The 25,463-nt window shown below is 41.3% G+C and carries 23 protein-coding genes; 13 read left to right on the top strand and 10 right to left on the bottom strand.

What is annotated here, in order from left to right; translation table 11 throughout:
* Positions 1-9 precede the first annotated feature (9 nt).
* Together serA and MsAm2_RS01140 are read right to left on the bottom strand one after the other, a co-directional pair.
* Positions 10-1,584, bottom strand: coding sequence for a phosphoglycerate dehydrogenase (serA, locus tag MsAm2_RS01145; RefSeq protein ID WP_338097995.1), 1,575 nt, complete (start codon positions 1,582-1,584; stop codon positions 10-12).
* Between the two features lie 116 nt (positions 1,585-1,700).
* Positions 1,701-3,413, bottom strand: coding sequence for a glutamate--tRNA ligase (locus tag MsAm2_RS01140; protein WP_338097994.1), 1,713 nt, complete (start codon positions 3,411-3,413; stop codon positions 1,701-1,703).
* A 269-nt stretch (positions 3,414-3,682) separates the two neighbouring features.
* Between MsAm2_RS01140 and MsAm2_RS01135 the strand changes: the two genes are divergently transcribed.
* The 5 genes from MsAm2_RS01135 (at position 3,683) to MsAm2_RS01115 (ending at position 10,031) form a co-directional block, all read left to right on the top strand.
* Positions 3,683-4,798, top strand: a complete 1,116-nt coding sequence (locus MsAm2_RS01135; protein WP_338097993.1) for an ORC1-type DNA replication protein — start codon at positions 3,683-3,685, stop codon at positions 4,796-4,798.
* Between the two features lie 21 nt (positions 4,799-4,819).
* Positions 4,820-5,596: a fumarylacetoacetate hydrolase family protein gene (locus MsAm2_RS01130; protein WP_338097992.1), complete on the top strand. Its 777-nt coding sequence runs from the start codon at positions 4,820-4,822 to the stop codon at positions 5,594-5,596.
* A 227-nt stretch (positions 5,597-5,823) separates the two neighbouring features.
* Positions 5,824-6,132: a hypothetical protein gene (locus MsAm2_RS01125; RefSeq protein ID WP_338097991.1), complete on the top strand. Its 309-nt coding sequence runs from the start codon at positions 5,824-5,826 to the stop codon at positions 6,130-6,132.
* Positions 6,133-6,580: 448 nt separating this feature from the next.
* Entirely contained in the window at positions 6,581-9,394 is a 2,814-nt protein-coding gene (locus MsAm2_RS01120) for a CYTH and CHAD domain-containing protein (protein ID WP_338097990.1), read from the top strand.
* A 16-nt stretch (positions 9,395-9,410) separates the two neighbouring features.
* Positions 9,411-10,031 (top strand): hypothetical protein, encoded by a 621-nt coding sequence (locus MsAm2_RS01115; protein WP_338097989.1) that lies wholly within the window; start codon positions 9,411-9,413, stop codon positions 10,029-10,031.
* A 174-nt stretch (positions 10,032-10,205) separates the two neighbouring features.
* Here the strand turns inward: MsAm2_RS01115 and ppk1 are convergent, their stop codons facing one another.
* The gene (gene ppk1, locus MsAm2_RS01110) at positions 10,206-12,494 is read right to left on the bottom strand and encodes a polyphosphate kinase 1 (RefSeq protein WP_338098480.1); all 2,289 of its coding nucleotides are present in this window, start codon (positions 12,492-12,494) and stop codon (positions 10,206-10,208) included.
* Positions 12,495-12,770: 276 nt separating this feature from the next.
* Between ppk1 and MsAm2_RS01105 the strand changes: the two genes are divergently transcribed.
* Positions 12,771-13,520, top strand: a complete 750-nt coding sequence (locus MsAm2_RS01105) for a sugar phosphate isomerase/epimerase family protein (protein ID WP_338097988.1) — start codon at positions 12,771-12,773, stop codon at positions 13,518-13,520.
* Between the two features lie 162 nt (positions 13,521-13,682).
* On the top strand, positions 13,683-14,231 hold the full coding sequence (locus MsAm2_RS01100; protein WP_338097987.1) for a sugar O-acetyltransferase: 549 nt from the start codon (positions 13,683-13,685) through the stop codon (positions 14,229-14,231).
* 79 nt (positions 14,232-14,310) lie between these two features.
* Here MsAm2_RS01100 and MsAm2_RS01095 read toward each other — a convergent pair whose 3' ends face one another.
* Positions 14,311-15,297 (bottom strand): hypothetical protein, encoded by a 987-nt coding sequence (locus tag MsAm2_RS01095; RefSeq protein WP_338097986.1) that lies wholly within the window; start codon positions 15,295-15,297, stop codon positions 14,311-14,313.
* A 528-nt stretch (positions 15,298-15,825) separates the two neighbouring features.
* Here MsAm2_RS01095 and MsAm2_RS01090 point away from each other — a divergent pair.
* Complete coding sequence (locus MsAm2_RS01090; protein ID WP_338097985.1) at positions 15,826-16,815, top strand: hypothetical protein; 990 nt, start codon at positions 15,826-15,828, stop codon at positions 16,813-16,815.
* Positions 16,816-17,013: 198 nt separating this feature from the next.
* On the opposite strand, the gene MsAm2_RS01085 is transcribed toward MsAm2_RS01090, so the two are convergent.
* Both MsAm2_RS01085 and serB read right to left on the bottom strand, forming a co-directional pair.
* Positions 17,014-17,868 carry a coiled-coil protein gene (locus tag MsAm2_RS01085; RefSeq protein ID WP_338097984.1) on the bottom strand — a complete coding sequence of 285 codons (855 nt, stop codon included), beginning with the start codon at positions 17,866-17,868 and terminating at the stop codon, positions 17,014-17,016.
* Positions 17,869-17,977: 109 nt separating this feature from the next.
* Positions 17,978-18,646, bottom strand: a complete 669-nt coding sequence (gene serB / locus MsAm2_RS01080; RefSeq protein WP_338097983.1) for a phosphoserine phosphatase SerB — start codon at positions 18,644-18,646, stop codon at positions 17,978-17,980.
* A 477-nt stretch (positions 18,647-19,123) separates the two neighbouring features.
* Between serB and MsAm2_RS01075 the strand changes: the two genes are divergently transcribed.
* The 5 genes from MsAm2_RS01075 (at position 19,124) to tmk (ending at position 22,530) form a co-directional block, all read left to right on the top strand.
* Positions 19,124-19,699 (top strand): matrixin family metalloprotease, encoded by a 576-nt coding sequence (locus MsAm2_RS01075; protein WP_338097982.1) that lies wholly within the window; start codon positions 19,124-19,126, stop codon positions 19,697-19,699.
* A 12-nt stretch (positions 19,700-19,711) separates the two neighbouring features.
* Entirely contained in the window at positions 19,712-20,356 is a 645-nt protein-coding gene (locus MsAm2_RS01070; protein ID WP_338097981.1) for a hypothetical protein, read from the top strand.
* A gap of 86 nt (positions 20,357-20,442) precedes the next feature.
* Entirely contained in the window at positions 20,443-21,102 is a 660-nt protein-coding gene (locus MsAm2_RS01065; RefSeq protein ID WP_338097980.1) for a hypothetical protein, read from the top strand.
* Between the two features lie 27 nt (positions 21,103-21,129).
* Entirely contained in the window at positions 21,130-21,786 is a 657-nt protein-coding gene (locus MsAm2_RS01060; RefSeq protein WP_338097979.1) for a hypothetical protein, read from the top strand.
* 129 nt (positions 21,787-21,915) lie between these two features.
* On the top strand, positions 21,916-22,530 hold the full coding sequence (tmk, locus tag MsAm2_RS01055) for a dTMP kinase (RefSeq protein ID WP_338097978.1): 615 nt from the start codon (positions 21,916-21,918) through the stop codon (positions 22,528-22,530).
* A 214-nt stretch (positions 22,531-22,744) separates the two neighbouring features.
* On the opposite strand, the gene MsAm2_RS08335 is transcribed toward tmk, so the two are convergent.
* From MsAm2_RS08335 to MsAm2_RS01040, 4 genes are all read right to left on the bottom strand, one after another.
* Entirely contained in the window at positions 22,745-22,894 is a 150-nt protein-coding gene (locus MsAm2_RS08335; protein WP_420846979.1) for an Abi family protein, read from the bottom strand.
* Positions 22,854-23,453 (bottom strand): Abi family protein, encoded by a 600-nt coding sequence (locus MsAm2_RS01050; protein WP_338097977.1) that lies wholly within the window; start codon positions 23,451-23,453, stop codon positions 22,854-22,856. The genes MsAm2_RS08335 and MsAm2_RS01050 overlap by 41 nt, the downstream gene beginning before the upstream one ends.
* Before the next feature lie 300 nt (positions 23,454-23,753).
* Positions 23,754-24,038, bottom strand: a complete 285-nt coding sequence (locus tag MsAm2_RS01045) for a hypothetical protein (RefSeq protein ID WP_338097976.1) — start codon at positions 24,036-24,038, stop codon at positions 23,754-23,756.
* 113 nt (positions 24,039-24,151) lie between these two features.
* The gene (locus tag MsAm2_RS01040) at positions 24,152-25,396 is read right to left on the bottom strand and encodes a radical SAM protein (protein ID WP_338097975.1); all 1,245 of its coding nucleotides are present in this window, start codon (positions 25,394-25,396) and stop codon (positions 24,152-24,154) included.
* Positions 25,397-25,463 lie beyond the last annotated feature (67 nt).

The following is a 25,463-nucleotide window of genomic DNA, read 5'->3' as shown; positions in this document are numbered from 1 at the left end:
AATACTTTTTTAAACCGCAACGATTTTCGCGCTCAAAATGCCGTCGACCGTCATCAATTTTTTAAGGACGGCTTCCGAAACGTCGCTGTCCACACTAATCACCATAATCGTCGGCTCGCCGATTTTCACATGACCGACTTGCATGCCGGAAATGTTGATGTTGTTTTGCCCAAGAATCTGACAGCACGGGCCAATCACATTCGGCTTGTTGATGTGGTCGGCAAAAATCATGTAGGCGGACGGGAAAACATCAATCCGGTTCTTGTCAATCTGAATGATCTTAATGTCATTGCCCACAACCGTTCCCGAAACACTGGTCGTCTTGTTGCCCCCAAAAACCGTGAGGGTGAAAACGGAAGAATATTCATCCGTCGTATCCGACTTTTTCTCGCTCACTTCAATGCCGCGCGACTTTGCAAGACCCGGCGCGTTCACATAATTCACGCCCGCGCCGACCGCCGTCTGAAGCAAACCCTTCAAAGCGGCAAGCGTCACCGTTCTTGTATCCTTGCCGGCGATTTCGCCCCGGTAGGACAAATCAATTTTGTCATAGCTTGAGCCAATCAACGTTCCCGCGATTTTGCCGGCCGTCTCCGCCAATTTAATGTACGGCGCAATGACCGCCATCACATCCGCCCGAACCGCCGGAATGTTGACCGCACTTTTTGCCCCTTCTCCGCGCAACACATTGAGAATTTCATGCGCGATGTCAATCGCCACATTGATTTGCGCTTCCACCGTCGACGCCCCCAAGTGCGGCGTCACGATGATTTTGTCAGATTTTAAAAGCCGGGATCCGGTTGGCGGCTCCTTGATAAAAACATCAATGGCGGCGCCCGCGATTTTGCCGGACTCGACCGCGTCCGCCAAATCCTCTTCATTGATAATGCCGCCCCGGGCACAATTAATGATACGCGCGTTTTTCTTCATCACATCAAACATATTTCTGTTGATGAGGTTCATGGTTTCCTTTGTGAGCGGCGTGTGCACGGTAATAAAGTCCGCGCGCCGGCAGATGTCTTCCACCGTCGTCAACTGAATACCCATGGATTTCGCCCGTTCCTCCGAAACAAACGGGTCGTATCCGAGAATCACCATTCCAAAAGCCTGCGCCCGTTTGGCCACCTCGGCGCCGATGCGTCCCAGACCAACGACTCCAAGGACTTTTTTGTTGAGTTCAACTCCCATAAACTTGTTGCGCTCCCATTTGTCCCCCCGAAGAGACGCGCACGCCTGCGGAATGTTTCTTGCCATTGACATCAGCATCGCAAACGTGTGTTCGGCAGCGGACAGCGTGTTTCCATCCGGCGTGTTGGACACGATAATTCCTTTTTTCGTCGCGGCATCCACATCCACATTGTCCACGCCGACCCCGGCGCGTCCGATGATTTTTAAGTTATTGGCCGCCTCAATGACACGGGCGGTCACTTGGGTTCCGCTGCGAATCACAAGCGCATCAACATCTTTTATCGCGACAACAAGCTCATCCTCGGAAAGACCCGTTTTGACCAAAACATCAAAACCGCTTTCCTTTAAAATCGAAAGACCCTCTTCCGAGAGCGAATCACTGACTAAAATCTTCATATGGATTCTCCAAAAATTTAATTCAAAAATTTAATTCAAAAACGAAACAATTCAAAAACCTAAATTCACGCATGATTAAATAAATCTGATGACCCGAAAAACAAATGATTTAAAAATCATTTGTGTGTGAAATAAGCCGTCACCCGGTCGCCGTCAATGGCATCAATCCGGCAAAAGCCGAACCGCTCAAACTGAACCACATGATCCAATTCCGTTAAAATTTGACGCTCCCCGATTCCGCCGGAATTTTTCTCCGGCCCAAGAACCGTCACACAAACCCCATCCACCGGCGCCCAATGAATAATTTTCATCTTGCTCTTCTTCGCCGATTCCGGACTTGTGTCCAAAAATTTCGCGACCAACGGAGTTGTAGAAACAATTTCAACGTTTGCCAAATCTTTCAGCCGGATTTTAGAGCCTGCCGCCATCGCCGACACGTCCTCAGCCGTCACAAAAACCTTGCCATCCACACAAATTTCACGCGTCACCGCATGGTTGTCCGGATGAAGCGGCGGTTTTGCAACCGTTTTTCCAAGGCCTTCGATTTTCATTTCCACCGGATTTTCGACAAAAAACATACGGTGCGCAATCGGGTCAACAAATTTGCGGTTTTCCGCATACAAAGAATCCATGCTGATGCTGACATCGGTCTCCCCGACACCCATTTCCACAATGAATTTGCGTAAAGCGTCCGCCAAAATGCCGCGGCGGCGAATCGCCCGAATCGTCGGAAGCCGCGGATCGTCCCAACCGGTGTATTCTCCCGCTTCAATCGATGCCCGAATTCCGCTCGTGCTGAGTTTTCCGAATTCTTCAATTCTCACCCGTCCCCAGTGCATGGTTTTAGGGTAAATCCAGCCCAAATAATCATAAATGTATTTCTGACGCTTTTCACTATCTTGAAGATCTTTTCCCCGAATGATGTGCGTGGTTTTTAAAAGATGATCCTCAATCGCGCCCTCAAAATCCAAAAGCGGCCACACGACATACTTGGAGCCGACCGACGGCCTGGGGTGAGATTTTTTCAAAATCCGAAAAGCTCCCCAGTCCCGCATTGCCGGATCTTTGTGCATAATATCGGTCTTAATCCGAAGAACCGCTTCTCGCTCTTCAAATCCGCCGGACAGCATCTTTTCAAAATGCGCCCGGTTGACAGCCGCCGAGGTCTCTCGGTGTGGACACGCCTGTTTTTTATCCTTTAAACTTTTAAACGTCTCCCCCTCACAGAAACAAACGTACGCCTTTTCCAAATCAATCAGCTGAAAAGCAATTTCATAATATTTGTCCAGCCGGTCAGATGCAATCACAACTTGGTCCGGAGTAACACCCAGCCACTTGAAATCATCCACATACCAGTCATACGCTTCCGGCATCGGACGTTTTTGTTCCGGATCCGTATCGTCAAACCGAAGAATAAACCGGCCGTCGTACATTTTGACATATTCGGAATTGACAATCATCCCGCGGGAACTTCCGATTGTCGGCGGCCCGTTGGGATTGGGCGCAAACCGCATCACCACTTTTCCGGTATCGGCTCCCGGCAATGGCTTTAATCCCTTGTCCGGCTCTTTTTTAACAGAGAGCTCATCCAAAAGTTCAGGCGCAAGCGCAATCAACCGTTCTTCCCACTGTGCCGGTGTTTCCTTTTCCATTTGCGCGGTGATGTCGGCAATCGTGTCGGAGACTTCCGGCACCCGTGCCCTTAAATGCGGGCAGACGCCCATAATTTTTCCCATCACCGCTTTCGCCTGCGGAACCGCTTCGTATTTGACGGCGTTTTGAAGCGCATACTTCTCAATCGTTTTTTGATCTTCCGGATCCAATGCCATAATTTCTCTCAACCTTTCAAAAATCAAAATATCAGAAAAAAGTAGAAGAACGATTGATATCTTGGTATTTAAAATCTGCTTTTCCAAATATCATGAACGAAAAACATCATAATGAATTCTAAAAAAATGCGAATGTTCCGGATGGAGCGAATCATTGAACTTTTATATCATAATATCTCATTGAAAGTAAAAGAAAAACAAAATGTAAAAATCAATACATGTCCATAAAATGCCAATACAACGTCAATAAAGTCTACCGGAGTTTTTTCATGAAAGAAAAAGACATGCTGATGTGGGATGAAACTCTTTTTAAAGAATCCGACATTTTCGAATTGGATTACCTGCCGGATTATTTCCCGCATCGGGATGCTCAACTCAATACGATTCGGTTTGCGCTCAAGCCGGCCCTGCGCGGCGGGCGTCCGCTGAACTGTTTATTGTTTGGTCCGCCCGGCACCGGAAAAACCAGCGCGTCCTTAAAAATTTTTGACGAGCTTAAAGAATACACCGACAAGGTCCTGACCGTCAAAGTGAACTGCCAGATCGATTCCACCCGCTTTGCCGTCATTTCCCGGATTTACAAATCTGTCATGGGCGTTGCCCCGCCGGCATCCGGCGTTTCTTTTAACCGGATTTTTGACAAATTGGCTAAAAAACTCATCGACCTCGATAAAGTCTTAGTGGTGGTTTTAGACGACATCAATTACTTATTTTACGAAGGCCACGCCGATGAAGTGATGTATTCGCTGTTGCGTGCGCACGAACAATATCCGGGCTCCAAAATTTCCGTCATCGCGATTGTCAACGACCCCGAAGTCATTTATGGGTTTGACCAGCGCGTCAGCTCCGTATTTCTGCCTGAAGAAATTGAGTTCCCCCGTTACGAATTTTCGGAAATTGACGACATTTTGGCGGACCGGATTCGGCGCGGATTTTTTCCAAATGTCGTGACTGCCGGCGCGCAAAAAATGATGGCGGAGTTTGTCAGCGAAAGCGGAGACCTGCGGGTTGGCGTGGATTTGCTCAAACGCTCCGGTTTAAACGCCGAAAAGCGCGCGTCAAAAAAAGTGGACGAAGAAGATGTGAAAAAAGCATATACGGCATCCCGGTCGCTTTACATTTCCAAAACATTGTCCAATTTAACCGACCATGAAAAGTTGATCATTCGGCTGGTTGCCGAATCCAAAGAAATCACAGCCGGCGACTTGTACGAAAAATTCAATGCGCAAACAAACCTGGGCTACACCCGGTTTTATGAAATTATGAATAAAATGATTTCCGCAAACGTAGTCACTGCTGATTTTTCCGGAAAAGGGTCCAAAGGAAGAACCCGAATCATCCGCTCGGTATTTAAAAAAGAAGAAGTTGATGCTTTATTGAAATGATGCGAAACTTTGGGGGACAAAATGTTTGGAAGATTTCGATATCAAACGACTGATTTTGAAGGAGAGGTATTTGACGGGACCGTCTACCCCGCGCCCGCGTATCAGGAATTGGATGACGAGTATTCCCTTTCGGCCGTAACGGTTTTGCCGCCGGTTTTGCCGTCTAAAATCATTTGTGTCGGCTTAAATTACGCCGACCACGCAAAAGAGCTGAACATGCCGCTTCCAAAAAACCCGATTCTTTTTTTAAAGCCGCCCACCGCACTTTTGCCGGACGGCGGACAAATTGTCTGTCCCAAAGAGAGCCGGCAGGTGGAATATGAAGCGGAGCTTGCGGTCATTATCGGCAAAGCCGGCAAAAATATTCCGATAGAGAAAGCATTCACCCATGTTGCCGGATATTCTTGTTTCAACGACGTAACCGCTCGGGACTTGCAAAAAGAGGACGGGCAATGGACCCGTGCCAAAAGTTTTGACACTTTCGCGCCGCTCGGTCCTTTCATCGTAACGCCGGAAGAACTCGAACAAAAGAACTTGGACCCGAATAATTTATCCATCCAAACCCGGATTTGGGAAGTCGGTAATGAAAAAAGCAAGCGGACCGGACAAAATTCCAACACGTCGGAATTTATATTCAAAATACCGGATTTGATTGCGTTTATTTCCAACATCATGACTTTGCAAAAGGGCGATGTGATTGCGACCGGAACACCTCCCGGTGTCGGGCGTCTCATTCCCGGGGAGTGTGTCGAAGTGGAAATAAAAGGAGTCGGATGTTTGAAAAATACGGTGATTTGATTTTTGCAAGATTTGTATTAAAAAGGAGATAAAAATATATCTTATAAAATAATAAAAAGATTTATATTTAAAAAATAAAGATATTAATTAAAAAGAGCGAACAAGAAAAAAATATTTAGGCGGCTGTTGTTGTTTGTTATACAATTGTTTACAAACAAACAAGATAGTTATAAATAGAGAATGTTTACACTTTATTTTTAAGAATTCGAAATGGTTGTGTCCCTAAAATGTTGTTTGAGCAAGCGAATAACGAATTGGAATTGATTGGACGGCATATGCTTGTCCTGAAGTATGTAATTGAGCGGGGACCCATCGGTATTTTAAAATTGTCTGAAGAGACGGGAATGCAAGCCCACAAAGTCCGGTATTCGTTGCGTGTTTTGGAACAAAACGGCTTGATTAAACCATCGCAACAGGGTGCAATTGCCGGAGATAACGTCACTCATTTTTTAAACACCGGTGATGAACGATATGATTCCATTCGAAAAATGATGGATGATATTGAAAAAATAGAAAATTCCATCATTCAAAAATAATGCCTTAATTTTTAGTCGAAAGTTTTAGTCAAAAACTGTACTTTTTTGAAAATATTATTTTGACGAAAGCAATGATCTTCAATTTTATTTATCGGATATATAATATTTTTGCAAAATTATAAAAATATAATAATTTTTTTATTTTTTGCTCTTTGCCTTATTCTTGCTTGTGTTCCTGTTTATTTTTTATTCCTCGGAGAATGACACATTGGAAATAGAATTCAACATAGAGAGGATGGAAAATACATCGATCAAAAGGGGAATATTGTGGATATTGAAGAAGTCAAAAAATACATTGTCCCAACCGTAGAACCCCTTTAATTGAGGAACCTATTTAATAAAACATAAAACATAAAAACCAAAAAAGAGGGAATATTTATACGAAAAAGGTGATACTAAATAAATATTTAAAAAATTAAATTTTAATTCAAATGAATCGGGAAAAGAAATGGAAGTCGAATGCAAATTGAGTGTTTTAAACCCAAAAACACACACCTTTTTAAAGACGATCAACACCATCAATTCCGATTCTATTTCTTATTTTATTGACGAAGGAAATCAGGTTGTTTTTTCCGATACATTTTACGACACGCCAGACCTGCTTCTTTTGTCAACCGGCTGCTATCTGCGGGCCCGGGAAGAAGAGGGGAAAAAAACCGAATGGACTCTCAAAAGCTTGGACGGCGCAGGCGGTCAAAAAAAGAATATTGACGGTATCTTTAAACGGACGGAAAGCAAAACCACCTTGCAAAAAGGCCAAACTTACAAAGACATCCGCCTCCCTGATTTTAAAAGAAAACTCATGGACATTGCCGGCGATTTTGAATTGGTTCCTGTCATTATGATGGAACAGGAACGCTTTTTTCGAAATATATACAAAACAACTGATGAAAAAATGACAGGACCGGTTCTCTTTGAAATGTCGGTAGACACTGTTTATTTTAAAATTTCCGAACAAACCCATTCATTTTTTGAACTGGAAATCGAGCTTAAAGATGGATCCGAAGCGGATTTAGAAGATTTCGTAAATCGTCTCAAAGAAGAAAATGCTGTCAAAAATAATATCTCTCCGAATTATTTATCCAAATTTGAGCGGGCCCTGATTCTTTATTTCAACCGTGACCAAATTGAAGGCCGGATCAACCCCGCTTTTGATGAAAAAGCCGATACTGTTCCGGATTTTAGGTTGGACTCCGAATCTATATTTGAGTCCGCCGGCGCTCATTTCCTGCGACCGTCTGAAAAAGCGGCGCTTATGCAAATCTGCGAAAAAGATTGGACGACTGATTTTTTTGAGTTTTTCGGAAGCCGTGGACTATTTGAAAAGGAACTGGACGGCGGAAGGGAAAAGGCTGAAATCGCAGATATTTTTCAAACCAAAGCTTCTATTTTACTGGCGCTGGACAGCGGTCTTTCGCCAAAGTTCGCGGCGTTAAAATACAAAAAAACACCAGCCGAGATCAACGCGGTTGACCAAGAATTTTTAATGATGCGGCTGGGTGTTTTTCCGTTTGTGTTTCAAATTCCGCCAAATCCGAAATATTCCCGGCAAAAATTCGGGCCGGACCAAAAGACATGGACCGCGAAAGATCTGATTTTTTTGTATGGAGCGGGACCTGCCGATGATGAATTTGGAAAAATGCGTCTGGAAAATATGAAAATGTTGGCCGGCTTTTTCCATAAAGAGGAAAAAGAAAATTTCGGCGATGAGCCTCACTTTGAATCCGGCCGGATTTTAAAAAACGCGGCGCTTCTCTATGGAATCGGAAAAGGATTTGCGGCAAACAATGCAAATCTTTCCAAAGAAATCGTATGGACACATCCGCTAAAAGGCGTTTCTTCCGACGAACTCAAAATAATCGGGCTGGCCCTGGAATGGGTCGCTCTTAAAAATCCGACGCCGGAAAAAATAAAAGCCGCTCTCTTCGATGCCGGAATTTTTATCCCGCCCGCCCTTCAAAGAAAAGCACTTGTCTGTACGGCATTTTTAGAAATTATCGGACAGCTGGAAAAGAAAAATGCAACCATTTCAAAAATAATCTTGGAACAAAAAACAGCCCTTACGGAATTGGAAAACGGTTTTGAAAAGGAAAACGGTTTTGAAAAACCGGAAATTCGGATATATTATACATCCGACCATCCGCCCCGAAAAATTCAAAATAAAAAACAAGGAAGTTTTTTTGAATTTGTTTTTGAAATTCCGGTTCAAATTATCCGGGAAAAAGACAATGCAGACCCGGAATCGGAAAAGTGTGGAAACCCCGGCGAAAACCAAGAAAAAGCTGATTTCGGAAAAATCCATTTGAATAACACAGTTGCAAGCGCCGCTGAAAAAATCCTATTCGCTCGGCTTAAAGAAATGGTCCGAACGGAAAGCGGCGTCATCGCCGGCAAGGACATTGAAGCGGTTCATGACATGCGGGTCGCTCTTCGAAAAATGAATGCGCTAATGGTTGTTTTTGAAAATTATTTGGACCCGGAATTTACGGCAAACGCCAAATCCGGCATTCAAAAAACACTCCGGCCGCTTGGAAAAAAGCGGGATTTGGATGTGCTTTTGGAAAAAACAGACATTTATGTCAAAACGCAAAAAACGGACCCAAGCCGCATGAAATTGTTTTATGAAATGGTTGCCGCCGATATTGAAAAATCTCAGCGGGATGTTGTGAATTATTTGAATTCGCCCGCCTACAAAAAGTTCAAAAAAGAAACGCGTCAAACCTACGCTCAACGAAAATTCATTGGAAAAACCATTATCGGAAAAAAAGGAGATGTTTACCCATCCCGGATTTCAGATGTTTTGCCGGTCATTTTGTATGAAAAAGCCGCCGGAATGACCGCCTACCGTGAATGGATGGCGGGGGCTTGGATTCCAATCGACAAGCTTCACCGGCTTCGAATCGCCGCCAAAAATTTTCGGTACACTTTGGACTTTTTTAAGGAAAATCTCGGCGAAAGCGCCGACCTGCTGCTCAAAGAATTTAAAGAATTGCAAGATCTGCTCGGCGATTTTCATGATGCGGTCGTCGCCATCGAATCCATCAGGCGGTATATCCGGCAAACGGAAGACGAAAAAGAATATTTTAAATCGACACCGGGAGAAAGAACAATCCTGCGGCTTGAACTTTTAAAATACAAAGCGTATCGGGAAGAAGAAATTCAAATCTTGCTGCCGAAATTCCAAGAAGTTTGGCAGAAAATGGACGGAAAATATTTCCAGACCCGGATTTCAAAAATGTTGGAAGAATCATTTGAATCATAAGCGAGAGGAAACGACAGTGTCTCAAAATTCAGAGAATCGGAATCAAAAAGAGAATTCAAAAGAGAATCAGAATTTCAAAAAGGAAAAAAATTCCAAAAAAGTAAAAGAGAGTGAAGACAAAAATAAGCTTGGGAAAGTGAATTTCCGTCTTTCCAAGGAACTCAAATCCCGGATAAAAAGCGAAAGAAAGCCGGATGAGATTGTTTCCGCCGCCCTTTTGGAATACTACGCCGGCAACCGGCGCCGGGAAGAAAATATCATTCAGCGAGAAATCGACAACAGTATCATCGAAGTTCAACGCCGTCACATTTCGGATTTAAAGGAACAGCTGGCTGCATCCAATAAGAATTATGAAGAACTCATGAAAATTCATCAAGCGTACATGCTTCAAGTGCAGCCGCTGATTGAAAATGCGAAAAGACCGGAAATAGATGCGGCAAAACCGGGATATTATCCCATGGAACAAAAATCAGCACCCCCCGAACCGGAGGAAGAAAACAAAAATTCGGAGGGGGAGTCTGAGAATTCCAATAAAAAACCGGATGCCGAACCTTTCGAAAACCTGCCCGGCGAACCGAAAAAAATGACTGCGCCCATCCTTGAAAATAAAAAGAAATGGTACCAATTTTGGAAATAAAAGAAATGGTAATTTTGGAAATAAAAGAAATGGTAATTTTGGAAAGGAGTGAAAAAATAAAAAACCGAAATACCGTTTTTAAAAAAAAAGATTTTAAAAACGGCCTCTTCGTTTCTTTTTTGCATTATATTTTTGCATTATATTTTTGCGTTATATTTTTGCGTTATTTTACATTCATTCCCATTTGTCTTGATTGACCATCATCCACATTTGTGAATCCAAAGCTTCGGCACCCGGCGATTTTTCGCACCGTTTAAAAGAGCCGTCGGACAGGCTGATTCTGAGCTTGACATTGTCTTCCAGATGCTTTTTGAGAATGACGTCTTTGATTTTGCGCAAATATTCCGAATTGACCGGAAACAGAATCTCAACCCTGCGGTCTAAATTGCGCTGCATCAAATCAGCGCTTCCCAGATACATTTCTTCTTTTCCGTTGTTGAAGAAATAATACGCCCGGCTGTGTTCAAGGAACCGTCCGACAATGGATGTGACGGAAATGTTGTCGCTGATTCCGGGAAGTCCGGGACGGATGCAACTGATTCCGCGAATTTGAAGATCAATTTTAACGCCGGCCATCGACGCCAAATACAATTCCTTGATACATTCCGGATCCACCAGTGAATTTAACTTAAAGAACATGTAGCCGTTTCCGAAATTTTTGTGGCTTTGAACTTCGCGGCGGATTTTTTGAATAAATTCATCCCGCAAGGAATTGGGAGCCACCAACAGTTTTCTGTATTTTGTTTTTCGGGAATAGCCGGTCAGGCTGTTGAACAAGTCGACCGCGTCTTGTCCAATGACCGGGTCCGCTGTAAAATATTCAAAGTCGGAATAGACTTTTGCCGTTCCCGCATTGTAATTTCCGGTGCTCATGTGCATGTACGGAACAATCGTGTCTTCTTCCTGGCGCAAAACCAAACACATTTTCGCATGCGTCTTCAGGTTTGGAACGCCGTAAACCACGTGGATGTTGGAGTGTTCCAATTCTTTCGCTTTGGAAACATTGTTTTCTTCATCAAACCGGGCTTTGAGCTCGATGAGAACCGCCACTTGTTTTCCATTATCGGCGGCGTCTTTGAGGAATTGAATAATTCGGGAATTGCGATCCACCCGATACAATGTGATTTTAATGGCCACAACATCCGGATCTACCGATGCGGCTTGCACAAAGTCAATCATGCTGTCGAAACTGTCATACGGACGGTAAACCAAAACATCTTTTTTCCGGATTTTGGAGAAAATGTCACTGTTTCTTGACGGCTCCAAATACTTTTTCTTTTTAGGCGTAAACGGCGGATATTTCAAATCGGGACGATCAATGCTGCAAATTTCGGAAATGGAAACGAGCCCGACCGGAGACTTCAGTGCTTCGACTTGAGACGAGCGGAGTTTTAAGTTTTCAAGCAATGTTTTTAAAACGAAATCCGACATTCCGTCATTGATTTCGATCCGAAGCGGCGGGCCGAAGTAGTTAACGCCAGACTTTTTCTCAATGGATTTCATCAAACTAAAGTCACCATCCTCATCAATGCCCAAATCACCGTCGCGTGTAATCCGAAACGCATGTGCTTCCTTGATTTTTTGTCCCGGAAACACCATGTCCAAATTCGCCAAAACGACGTCGTCAATCCAAATGAAATTGTAAGTATCCGACTTTGATTTTCGGATGCCGGGGCTCAACGGCGTGGGTCCGGACGCGTCCAGATTTGAGTTTTGCAAATCCTCCCGATTCGGAATGAGAATCAGCCGCTTGACGTTGGTCGGAATTTTGACCCGGACAAAAATATCGCCGTAAAGCGCATCGGACAAAATGACGGCAAAATTAATGCTCTGGTTGGTGATGTAGGGAAACGGGTGGCTGGAATCATACGCCAGCGGTGTCAGCTGCGGGAAAATATTGCGCCGGAAATAATCACTGAGGTAATCGATTTGATAATTTTCCAGTTCACTGTACTGTAAAATGTGAATGTTGTGTTTTTTGAGTTCCGGGACCAAGATGTTTTCCCAGCATGTTTCCATTTTTTTAAGCATGACGGCGAGTTCGGAGTAAATGCGCTGCATTTCAAAATACGCGTTGTTGGCGGTCTCCAGGCTCATGCCTTCTTCCAAAACAAGGCGGTGGACAGCGGGAATTCGGACCATGTAGTATTCATCCAAATTTCCGGCATAAATCGAAAGGAACCGGACGCGTTCAAGAAGCGGAATGCTTTCATCCAAGGCTTCTTCCATGACACGCATATTGAAATAGAGCCAGCTGAAATCGCGCTCAATGTAAAGAGCGGGGTCCTCTAAATTGAGATGAAGCGGCGGAGAAGAATCGGAAGGAGAAGACTCCAAATGGTGTGAATTCGAAGAGGAAGACTCCAAAGGGTGTGAATTCGAAGAGGAAGATTCCAAAGAATCGGAATCCAAAGGAGAAAATTCCAAAGGCGGAGATGTGTTTTGCTGAATCGGGTCGGTCATAAGAATCACGCTTGAAGGAATCGGTTCATTTTTATGAAATGAAAGAAAACTATAATAGATTTGAACTGGATTGATTTTAGGATTTAATTTTAGGATTTGATTTTAGGATTTAATTTTGGATATGAACATTGCCATAATATAAAATTTCGGTAAGAGATGACAAGAATTATTCGTTCAAATGTTTATTATCTGTTTTTCATGATTATATAAAAATGTTTACATAATTATTGAAAAATGATGTAAACTTTTTTATTCAAAAACGCTTTAAAAAGAACTATGATTGGCGTTTCAACTTTGGCTTTTGCGGACCAAGATTTGGAGTCTGCCCTTTTGGAAATTGAAAAAATAAGTTCCCATGCGGAAATTTTTTCGGAAAAAATGCACGACATTGTTGAGGATTTTAAAAACAATCCGAATACGGAATCCCTTTTTTCACATACGCTTTCCTACTCGGTCCATGCGCCGACTCAAGATGTGAATTTGGCAAATCCGCGGGAGAATCTACGTGTGGCGGCACTTGAAACAATTCAGCAAAGCGCACGGGTTTGTCAAGAAATCGGCGCCAAAATTTTGGTCGTTCACCCGGGATATATGACCGGCCGGGACATGTACGATTCATGCAAAGCGGCGCTTTTGAAGTCTTTGCCGGTTTTGGCAAAAATTCAGGAAGAGGCAGGCATCAAAATTTGCGTGGAAAATATGCCCAACAGCGACATTTATCTTTTCCGTTCTCCGGAAGAGATCGAGTGGGAGACCGCCATCCATCCGATTGTTTTAGATATCGGGCATTCCAACACCACAAAAACGACAGCTGAATTTTTGAAAAAACAGATTGCGCATTATCATATTCATGACAACGACGGAAAAACAGATGCGCATCTGGCATTTGGAGACGGAAGCATCGGCGAGCCGGTTCTCCAAAAGATCGTCCAAAAAGCCAAAAGAGAAAAAGCGGTTTTGATTGCCGAAAATAAAACGGCGAAAGACGCAAAAATAACGGTTGATTTTTTGAAACAAATCAAATAAATCATCCAATAAAACAAATCGGATGAATAAATCAAATAAATCGTTGGATGAATAAATCAAATAAATCGTCGGATGAATAAATCAAATAAATCGTCGGATGAAGAATCAAATAAATCGTCGGATGAAGAATCAAATAAATGAAGAATGGATCGGAGGGAAAAAATGACCCATAAAGAGAAGGAGGCAGACTCATTATATTATTCAGGCGGAGAAAAACTCAATCAAGAGCGTGCGTATGCGAAAGGGTTGTGTTATGACTACAATCAGTTGCATCCATCAAAAACAGAAGAGAGAGATTTGATTTTAAGAAAATTGCTGGGCAAAACAAAAAACCATTTTCTGATTGAGCCGCCATTTTATTGTGACTACGGATACAATATTGAAATCGGCGAAAACTTTTACATGAATCACGGCTGCATTGTTTTGGATTGCGCGCAAGTCACTTTTGGGGATAATGTTTTTGTGGCGCCAAGCTGTGGGTTTTACACGGTTGGGCATGCGACAGATGTGGAAGAACGCAACAAAGGCATGATTTATTCGCACCCGATTCGGGTCGGAAATGATGTTTGGATCGGCGGAAATGTTGTGGTTTTGCCGGGTGTAACCATTGGAAACGGTGTCATTATCGGTGCCGGAAGCGTTGTCACAAAAGATATTCCAGATAATGTTTTAGCATACGGAAACCCGTGCCGGATTGTTCGAAAAATTTAAAAAACCGGCAAGATTTTCCTGCCGGAGTTCATTGTTATTATTATTTTTCTGTTTTTCGATTACTTTTTTTGTTTTTCGATTATTTCCTTACGTCCTTGTTTTCCCCATTGTTTTGGAAGAAGAGGCTTTCTTTCAAAGAGACGGTTTTTTTGAGGAAGGAATAGATTTTGGAGGACAGCCAAATCCAAAACATCATGAAAATAACATCGGTCAGACACAGGATCAAGAAAGACAACCAAGTTGTCATGATAAAGTCCGGAACCAAAAACCGAATGACCGTGTCCACTGACGGCAGAAATTCATGAATTCCGAAGGGTTCGTAAAAATTCAAAAGGACCAGGAAATTCAGAATCAGCAAAAATCCGGAAACTGGCCAGTAAGCGATGTTTCGAGACGTCAGAGTCCAGGTTTTGAAGAAAAAACGGTAGCTCAGATAGAGAAATAACGTAACGGCCGTGGCTGTGACGGAAAGTTCAAAGATGTCATCCCAATTGAATTGGTTTAATTGAACCGCCAGGTAACTGATAAGCAAAAACAAAGAGATCAGGATGAAAAAGGAAATGTTGACGGCAAACAACTTTTTCCGTGAATGGACAATCCTGTCCGTGTAACTTTTGTGGGTGCGCAGGCCTGAAATTTCATCCATGACGTTCAAAAAGTTGATGGCGGTAAAGTAAAGGAACATGAAGAAAAATGAAATCAACAAATTGACCATCAGCCCGAGCGGCGCGTTATCGAGATAGAGGCCAAAGATAATTCCGCTGACGAAGAAATCCAGGTAGGTGAAAAACATAACGCCATGGAATAAAACATTGGGCCGGTAGTTAAATTCGATCCGAAACGCAAAATAAAAAGCCCCGGCAAGCAAGAATATGAAAAGGTACGGAACGGAAAACAACAAAATAAAATGGAAAACATCCGATAGGGATGTCTCTGCAACTCCTTTTAAGTAAACAAAGAGGAGAATCGGAAGTGTGCAAAAAATTGCACAATCCCATAAAGAAACCGAAGTTTCATGTGACATGTTTTTTACGGATTCAGTAAGCTGAGCGTATATCGTCATCATGTGTCACCTGTTTTTAGGGAATTGAGTTTATTATTTTTGAAATTGAGTTATAATTGAATAATTTGGAATTGAGTCATAAATTGGATATTTTTGAGTAATTTGGAAATTGAGTAATTTTTGAGAATTCTATAAATAGTCTAAATGATATATAAATATTATTATATATTTGTTGGGCGCGTTAATATAATTGTAGGAAAAAATTATCCTGATGCGACCCCTTTTTGTTTGGCAGGCGATAGTCAGATAGTCAGATGCGTGAGAGGAACCGGAAAAAGGTGTTTTTAAAATGGACCCGAGTTTTGGCAGGCACACGTTTTTCATGTTTAAATGAATACCGGATTTTAAAATGATTAATTCATATAAATACAATTTTTAAAATAAACTTAATTATATAAAAACATATTCGTTCTAAAAAACTAATTATTCAAAGAAGTCGGCCGGAGAAAGATGTGCGACCGCCTCTATGAAAAAACCTGTGGAGAAGAGTGAATATTTTAAAATTGTGTCATTGAAAAATAGAGCGTTGAAATGAAAAAAAATAATATTGAACTGGTCGCCGTATTGTTTATTGTTTTTATAATCATGGCGGTGAGTCTTGTTTACATCAATTTTCACAATCAAACTGAGGCAGACTCACAAAAACCCGAAGACATTTCGGTTCAGATAATAACTCCCACCGTCACGGAAGAAAGAATCCGGATGGAGGAAGAAGCTGTTTCCGGATATGTGTATGTCCGCCTTGGAAGGACATCGGACTTGATCCTGACCGGAACGGTTTTGGAGATACGCCCCGCATTTGGAAACGCATCCGGTAGCCGTATCGACGGCCGCGGCGACAGCAACAGCGGCGACGGCAGCAACAGCGGCGACGGCAGCAACAGCGGCGACGGCAGCAACAGCGGTGACGGCAGCAACAGCGGCGACGGCAGCAACAGCGGCGACAGCAACAGCGGCGACGGCAGCAACAGCGGCGACGGCAGCAACAGCGGCGACGGCAGCAACAGCGGCGACGGCAGCAACAGCGGCGACGGCAGCAACAGCGGCGGCAGCGGCGACAGCAACAGCGGCGACGGCGGCGAAAACCGTGAATCGGATTTTGCGTCAAAAAATATAATTGGTGTCGATGTCATTGTAAACGTCGAGGAAATACATAAAGGAGAGACCATTTTCAATCAAATTATCATTCGGACCGGCGTGGAAACAAAGGAAGATTTAAAGTCCGGCGGGGATTTAGAGCCCGGACACGAAATCAGATCAACCGATTTTCAAATAGGAGAGACTTATTTTTTATTTTTAAATCAAGCTCCCGAACCCTTTGAGACGTCCATTGCCGGTGAAAAATATTATATTATCGAAGAACCGGCCGGAAAGATTTGGATTCAAAAGAATGGAACGGCTGTGGATAATGACGGCAAAAACGTGAACATGACCGACGTGAAAAAAAGTATTGTTTTGAAAAACCAAACCATCTCGCAAGTGATTTTGAATAAAATAAAACCCTATTTAAATGAAGAGTGAAAACAAAATTGAAAATAAAAAATAAAACAAATGAAAATATAAACCCCAGAATAAAAAGCAGAAGAATGGAAATATAAAAAGTAAATAAACCAGAAAACAAAAACCAGAATAAACCGGATTTTGAAAATAATTTAAAAGATGTAAAAAAAGAAAAAAGAGAAAAATTGTTTCTCTTTTTTCCAAATTGTAATTTTAGTTTTAGTATTTAGATCTTTGAAGAGCCATTAAGTCTTCCATGGTGAGTTTTCCACCATCTTTGAACTTGTCCATAATGCCTTGCGCATCTTTTTCGAGTTCTTCTTTGTCCTGTTTGGACTTGGAATCCTTGTCTTTCTTCTTGGATTTTCCGGTTTCTTTGTCGATTTCACGGATTTCCTTTTGGGCTTCAATGAAAACCTTGTGCTGCTCGTCGGCGGCTTCTTGAGCACGGATGAAATTTTTGTGGGCGACGTCGGATTCGGCACGGACACGGTCGGCGTCCTTAAAAGCGGCAATCATTTGTTCGTGGAACACTTGCGCCTGTTCGGCATAAACAGAAAGCTGAGCATGATATTCGGAGGCTTCGTCCCGGATGACTTGAGCTTGGTCCAGAATTTCCTTGAGTTCGCTGTTGTTGTCCAACGACTTTTTCTTTTCGGAATATTCAAGTTCAAGTTCCTTGATTTTGGTCACAAGTTCTTTTTCTTTTTTCGGGGACATCACGCTGGTTTGTTGTTGGAATTCCAAAGCGTCGATTTGTTTGCGGATTTCCTTGATGGACGGACCGTCTAAGCTGCTGTCCTTTTTTAAGCCGTCGGCCTTGGCGAAAAGTTCATTCGCGCGGGCATTTGTTGTGTCCCGAAGGTCTTTGTACTTGCTGACATTCACGTTGACTTCGTCGCGTTTGACTTTTAAGTCTTGGGCAACTAAAATCAAATCTTTGGTCTTGTTGTTCAGTTCATTTCTTTCCGCAGCGTACTTGCTTGCTTCAGCATTCAACTGGTTTCTTTTTTCTTTAGCCTCTTCAGAGATATCTTTTAACTCTGTTTTTCTTGTTTGCAGTTCTTTCATCATTACCAGGGTCCCCCCTCTCCAAAAAATACACCGCAAAGCAGCGGCTTTTTTTGGATTTGGTTTCCTATAAATTTGTGTCGCGAAAAATAAAAACCGGACACATCAGCCTTTACAATAAATTGTCAAGAATCGGAATCACGCATCTCAAATCTTTTTCAAGAACCGCGACGTTCGCATGTTTTTGAACAAGGGGTTTGGCGTTAAATGCAATAGAGTAGCCGGCTTTTTTAAACAGGCAGATGTCGTTGGCGCCGTCTCCGACGACAACACATTCCTCAAATTTGATTCCAAGATCAACAACCAATTTTTCAAAGACTTTTTCTTTTGAATTTGTGGTCCGAAGCGGCCCGGTTGCTTCCCCGGTTAAAATTCCGTCGGAGACGACAAGTTCGTTTGAAAATGCATAATCAATATTTAAATCGTGCTGAACACGGTCGGCGGCGATTCGAAAACCGCATGTAACCATAGCTGTTTTCCCACCGATGGAATGAATAAATTCAATCAATTCCGGGGCGCCCGGCATAATTTGAATCTTTTCAACGGTAGCCATCGCTTTTTCATAAGAAAGCCCTTTCAAAAACGTGACTCTTTTTCGGAAAGATTCCGTATAATCCATTTCCCCGTTCATCGCAAGTGCCGTGATTTTGGAAACTTCGCCGGCGGCGCCGGCGGCATCGGCCAATTCGTCAATGACTTCCGCATCGATGAGCGTGCTGTCCATATCAAAGACAAACAGCTTAAAACGCGGATTCGTATGCGAATTTGAAGAACAGTTCACAAAAATCGGACCTTTCCAATGAATGGTTGAGTTGACAATATTTATTAAATTATATAAATTAAACCATATCCCATTATGACGTGTCAAAAAAGTTTCAAAAACAATTTTTAAACGGTTTTTCACCGGTTTTTGGCTTAGGCGCAAAACAAAAACATCTATATCCGCCCCCAGAATGGTCGAAAAAGTGATTTTTCGATAAAGCAATCATAAGACGAAAACACGATGTTTGGGATTGCAGTTGATTTGGATGAATGCAACCCAATGCTTTTAAAGTTTGTGCTGAGCGGGAAATTTGATTTGAAAAAAAATAAAGTGCCGGACAAAAAAATAAAATTGTAAAATTTAAAGAAATGTTTTAATTATATTTTTAAAAATATTATTAAAACAATATATTATAAATAATATTAAAATAGGGATTGGATTTGAATTCGTTACAATTCATGTATCGGATTCATAAATAACAGGAGCTGAAAAAAAATGAGAAAAATGATAACGGTTTTGTTTGCAATCCTTGTTATTTCAATGACATGGGGGACCGCAAGTGCGTATGACATAACTAACGATGATAATGAAATTGAATCGTGGGAAGATCAACCAGTACAAGTAGATACAACGACAATGGCCTTTGATTGGAGAAGTGCTTGTAACAGGTCTATGGATACATGGAATGGAGTGGGAGCTAATTTCACCTATATTAACAAGCAAAACTCTTCAACAAATATTGTTACTATCGGCAAATTTAATCTATCTCATACTGATTGGGCTGCACAAGAAACCCGAACAACCGGAGTTATAATGCCAAACGGTCATCGTGAAAAAACATCCTCGCTTATTCAAATAAATATGAACCCTAACATAATATGGTCCACTTCAACAACACAAAATTTTTCAGTTGCCGATGTGCAAAGTGTTGTTCTTCATGAACTTGGCCATTCCTTGGGATTGGGCCACTCAGAATATTCAACCGCTGTTATGCAAGGGGAATATCGAGCAGATAAACGAATTCTGACTTCTGATGATATAGATGGTATAATTGCCATATATGGAACATAAGGGTGATTCAATATGAAATCAAGAACCGTTAAGCCGATTGTTTTAGGTTTTATTTTATTGTTGGGAATTGTTTTATTTGGGTCAATGCTGTCAGTATCTTCGGATTCTTCTGATAGAGAACATACAATTGAGATAAATTCTCCTCCAAGTGTACTATACTCAACTTACGAAGGGATGAACAAAAGAAGTGATTTAATCGTTTCCGGAACAATTGTTAATATTCAGAATCCAAAATGGAGCACAGAAGATGAAAAACAACCGGAAGGAGTCGTTGTAGAAGAAGTAATGAAAGAAGGAAAAAAGTATGTTTATTACTCTTTTGACCTTAAAGAAGGCGAAACCATTTACACCGACATAATATTTTCAGTAGAAAAGTGTTACAAAGGAGAAGTAAAATCACAAGAAATTACAATCCGGTCCTTTGGCGGAACGATTAATGGATTAAAAATGAACGATGCTGAAACACTAAATCCTGAAAATTTTAAAGAAGGAGACAAACTTTTGTTGTATTTGATTGAAGATAATGGTACAACCGGCCATATTGGACCTGAGCACTACGTGTTCTTAGCGCCCCTTGGTAAATTGACATATAAACATGAAAGTTTAATTGATATTGAAGGGAAAAAAGTAAACATTGATGAAATATTGAAAAAATAAAATGCAAAAGGTTTGATAAATGCAAGTAAAAAAATACTTGCATATTTTTTGATTTTATGGATAAATTATCAAGGGTAGTGAATGTCATGAAAACAAAAATTTACTTTATAGGTTTTATTTTTTTTGTCTCGGTTTTTGCCGGAGGATGCCTGAACATAAATTCAACTTCTGCTGAAAATAAAACAACAGATTCTGAAAACCCGTCAGAACAACAATCCGCCGTAAAATACAATTCAAGTTATACAACAACGGAATTTATCTCAAAAAAGAATATCCCCAACGGAACTGAAAACGTATATTTAATGACTGGGGAAAATGTTACATTTATGCCTTACACGCAGGAAGGATTGGAAAATTCTGACTTAATCGTTTATGCGACGGCAAAAGAAATCAAACCGGCCCGTTGGACAACGCCGACCGGAGAACAGCCTGAAAATTTAATATTTTTTGATAATCCTGCGGAAAGGAAACATCTTGCCGGCCAAGCAAATGGTGAAAAAATATATACGGACATCCTATTCAAAGTAGATGACCGGGCAAAAGGAAACAGTTCCGATGAAATTACGGTTCGTGTTTTTGGCGGGCAAGTCAAAGATATCGTTTTTGTGAATTACTCATGGCCGGACCCTTGGGACTTTCAAGAAGGAGGGCAGTACCTTCTATATTTGGATTACAGGGAAGATACCTCGACTTACAAACTCAGAGCCATAAACGGTGTTCGAGCGGTTACCTCCAATGAACCATAATTATTTTGTATTTTGGAGGAGGAAATGATGAACTCAAAAACAGTTCTGTTTTTCGGGATGATACTCATCTTCATATTCATTTCCGGCTGCGTGGAATATGAAAAAACGGAACCGATCCATGAAAATAGTTCAGGAACAGAGGACATCCCAACAGAACAAAATCCAAATATTCAATATAATACGAGTTATGAAACGACCGAGTTTGAATATGGCGGACGCGAAAAAATACCAAAGGATCAAAATGCAAAATATTTAACAACAGAATCTTTTTACACGTATGTTTATGCTTCACCGGAAACTCTTGAAAAATCAGACCTTATTGTCTATGGAACTGTCAAAGAAATCAAACCATCTTTTTTGGATTCCAATGATGGAACGAAATTATCACAGTTAACTTTCAATTATAGCCAGGACGGACCAATCGCAAGATCGGATAACATAACAATTTATACGGATATCATTTTCACCGTGAACGATTGGGCAAAAGGTAACAGTTCAGACGAAATAACTGTTCGTCTGATCGGGGGAGAAGTAAACAATGTCGTACAATATCGAGAAATGTGGCCGTCTCCTTGGGATTTTAAAGAGGGAGGACAATACCTTCTTTATTTAACGTATTATTCGGAAGCTTATGAATTAAGAGCTCCAAATGGTATTCAAAAGGTTATCAATGAAGAAAATTAAAATCCAAAACTTAATAAAAACTAAACAAAAACTAAACAAAAACTAAAAACCCAAAAACTAAACAAAAACTAAACAAAACCAAAAAACCAAAGCAATCCTTTTTATTAAAAAAAAGCAATATGAAAAAGCATGCCTGGAAAATTAATTACATTTGAAGGAATCGACGGTTCCGGAAAAAGCACAATGCTTTCCCTTCTGAAGGAAAACAAAGACTTAAAAAAGCCGGACGACGGAATTGTTTTTACCCGCGAGCCGACGCAAAATACGCTTACGGGAAAAGCCGTTTATGCCGCCATTGAAAATGATGTGGACCCGATGGCGGAACTTTTTTTATTCATGGCCGACCATGCCGCCCACATTTCAGAAACAGTCCGCCCAAATCTATCCGCCGGAAAAATTGTCATTTCCGACCGCTATTCCGACAGCCGATGTGCGTACCAAGGCGCGACGCTGGACAAAATCATCCCAAACGCGCTTGATTTTATTAAAAACATACATGTCGGCTGGACGATTGTTCCCGATTTGACTTTTCTTTTTGACCTGACCCCGGAAGACTCGGTCGAACGCTGCAAAAACCGCGGGGAAAAAACAAAATTTGAAAAAATTGAGTTTCTCACGCAGGTGCGCGAAAATTTCATGACCATCGCCAAGACGGAGCCGGGTCGGTTTGTGATTTTGGATGCCAAACGGCCGGCGGAAGAAAATGAAAAAATCATTGTTGAAAAAATATTATCAATTTTATGAGGCTTATTCTTTGATTTTCCAAAATATTTCAAGAGCCCAATCTTTCGGAAATCCCATTAAATTCAAATCTACAAAAGGATATTTTTTCAACAAATTATACATTTTGACCTTAAAATCATTCTGCGGATCAATGATGTTTAATAGATAGTGGATGCAGCAAATATAAGAATATAATTTATCAGTTTGAACATTCGTGTTTTGAATAAATGAAAACTTAACACTTGTTTGGCAAAATTATATTTTTTTTGGAAAAGGTTCGATTCCACAATCTTCCGTGATGAGCACATATATTTCGGATAATGCTAATTCCATGAAACCAATTTTCAAGAATATTCAAAGATGGAATTCCGAAATAATCTCTTATTTTTTCTTTGCCACTTTGAGGACCAAGAAAGGAAAAGAGATTGGAACAATTTAGAGAGTTGACCAAAACTTATGACTTCCAATGTAATCCAACAAGCTGGTTCCAAGGATGAATGTTTGATCTTATGATGAATAACAAAATCCTCACGGCTATCAGCAAATTCTTTTTTAAAAATGTTTACAAAATTAAAATAAACATTTTTATTTTTGTAAAAAGACTCATCTAAATACCAGAAAGGACCATGTTGAATGGAATAATAGTAAATTATTTGAGCCCTTAGAGAAACTTCGATTTTTTCAATTGCATTGAAAATTAATGATCTTAATTCACTATCAAAATTGTATACAGCAACAATATTTTTAAAACAAACGTCATCAACAAACGGCTTCCCTTTTTTGTTATTTTCTTGGAATGTTTGAGTATAACCTCTAAACCGATAATAGTTGTTATTCAAAAGAAAATGTTCTGCAAATATTTTTTCATTATCTGATAGCGTTAACCCTCTTTCCATGAGTTTAAAAATTTGGCAAGGCAAACAAAATGGAATATTTTGAGGCACTTAAACCGCTCCAAACTCAACCTTGTTGAAATTATTTATAAAAAATATAATTTTATTTAAAAGTTGAAAATAAAAAAATCAATGAAAATCTATGAGAATTTAATTAAAAGATAATAAAAGGGAGGAATCATAGAGATTCAATTTTTCAAAAATAGATAATTAGAAGGGCCTACCGAGTGGGCGTCAGTAAGAAAAATTAATCTTACTGCTAAGCATGGTAGGCATTATTAAAATCAATCACGCCATTAACATATATAAATTTATGTAAAATGTATTGAAGAAAATAAATAAATTTTCCTTTTACTCTTTTTCATCGCTGCCGAAATTATCCAAATCGTTCTCGTCGGCGAATTTAATCAACGCTTCCCCTAAAATTCGGGTGTGTTTCGGGCTGAGATTAAAGCGTGACCGCTTCTTGCCGGCGCGTTCCTTGGAAATTTCCACGTATTCTTTGTCGAAACGCTCACTTCTTTCTAAGGAAATTGCCATGTACCAGCCACCACCCATTTTAATTTCAGAATAAGCGGTTCTTTCGCCGTCGTCCACATCGGCGACGACTTCTTCAAAATTATCTTCTTTTGCCATATTTAATTCTCCTGTTGATTAATGTTACAAAATTACAAATTACTAAAAAAACCATTTTTCAATAAAACATAATAAACATAATAAATTCAAACGAATATTTTGCTGCCTCCTGATTAATCCCTGAAATCCCAATCGTTGGCCACGCGAACTTTTTGAAGGTAACTCGGATCATAAAGCGCATGTGTTTCTCTCTTTTCCTGAAAAACCGGCTCCTTGCGCATTTTTTTCCAAATTTCTTTGAGAGGCTCGTTGTTGATATTTCCATAAGACATCGGAATGTAGGGGTCCGCCCACACATCCCCGGTCGTCGTCACATGCAGCCAGCGCCGTCCGGCCATCGCGCCAAACATTTGTCCTTCAAAAATCGTGTTGGAAAAGATACGCGGCCCGCTGCTTTCCGAGTTGATTTTTTTGTAAAACTCATTGATTTTCTTGCGGCCTTCGGCCCCCATTTGCTTTTTACCTTCTAAGGTCGGCGCCGATTCCCAAATTGAGAATTCGTGAACGCCCAGCGATTCCGCCAAATGGTAAAGCTTTTCCATTTCCCCGATTCGGGTTTGGTCCAGATGTGTCGCAAGCGTGACCAAGAGTCCGGCTTTTAAACCGGTACGAATCGCCGCCACTGCTTTTTCGTATGCGCCCGGAATGTTTCTTTTTTTGTCATGAATAACCGGATCGGTCGAATAAAGGCTGACCAAAAGGGTTTGAAGGCCGGCTTCTTTAAGCTGCCGGGCTTTTTCAAAAGAAAAATCCAATCCCCATGTGTAAGCCATGACAACCGCTTTTGATTTATCGACATATTCCACAAGCTCGCAAATGTCTTTATTAAGAAGCGGGTCGCCTTCCGTAAACGTAATGACGACCGCCCCCATGTCAAGCGCCTGATCAATCGTTTTTTTGATTTGCGCCGTTTCCGGGTCGGGCGGATCAATTTGCCGAATATCTTTTTTGACACTTCCGTAATTCAAATGAACATGCGGATTGTATTTGTTGGTCACTTCAATGGAGACCGTTTCGGGAACAAAGCGGCGGGTTGCAATGCGCACTTCGTCTTGAATGAGGCGGTTAAAAACCGGACTTGGAATCGGAGGCAGCCAAGCAGACGGATAAACAATCTCTTCTTCCACCTTTGCCGGCTTTTCATTTTCAAGCCGCCCGTTCATGAGCGATAAAAATGGGCGGGCAATAAATTGAAGCGGTCCACTGCTTTTGAGATGAATTTTCGATACTTTGTCTGATGTATCATTCACACGGTTTGATGCGGTGTTCGCCTTATTTGATGCAGTGTTCGCACTGTTTTTAGACAGAGAAACGGTTAACCCCGGCATTTGAAAAACGGGAACAGAATCATTTGCCACAAATATCACTCGGATTTTTTGATTCATTGAATAAAATAAAAAATGCCGGGATTAAAATTCCGGCACA

The organism is Methanolapillus ohkumae, from assembly GCF_032594355.1.
Lineage (GTDB): Archaea > Halobacteriota > Methanosarcinia > Methanosarcinales > Methanosarcinaceae > Methanolapillus > Methanolapillus ohkumae.
The sequence above is the reverse complement of the archived record's forward strand: the minus strand, read 5'-3'. Positions and strand labels throughout refer to the sequence as shown.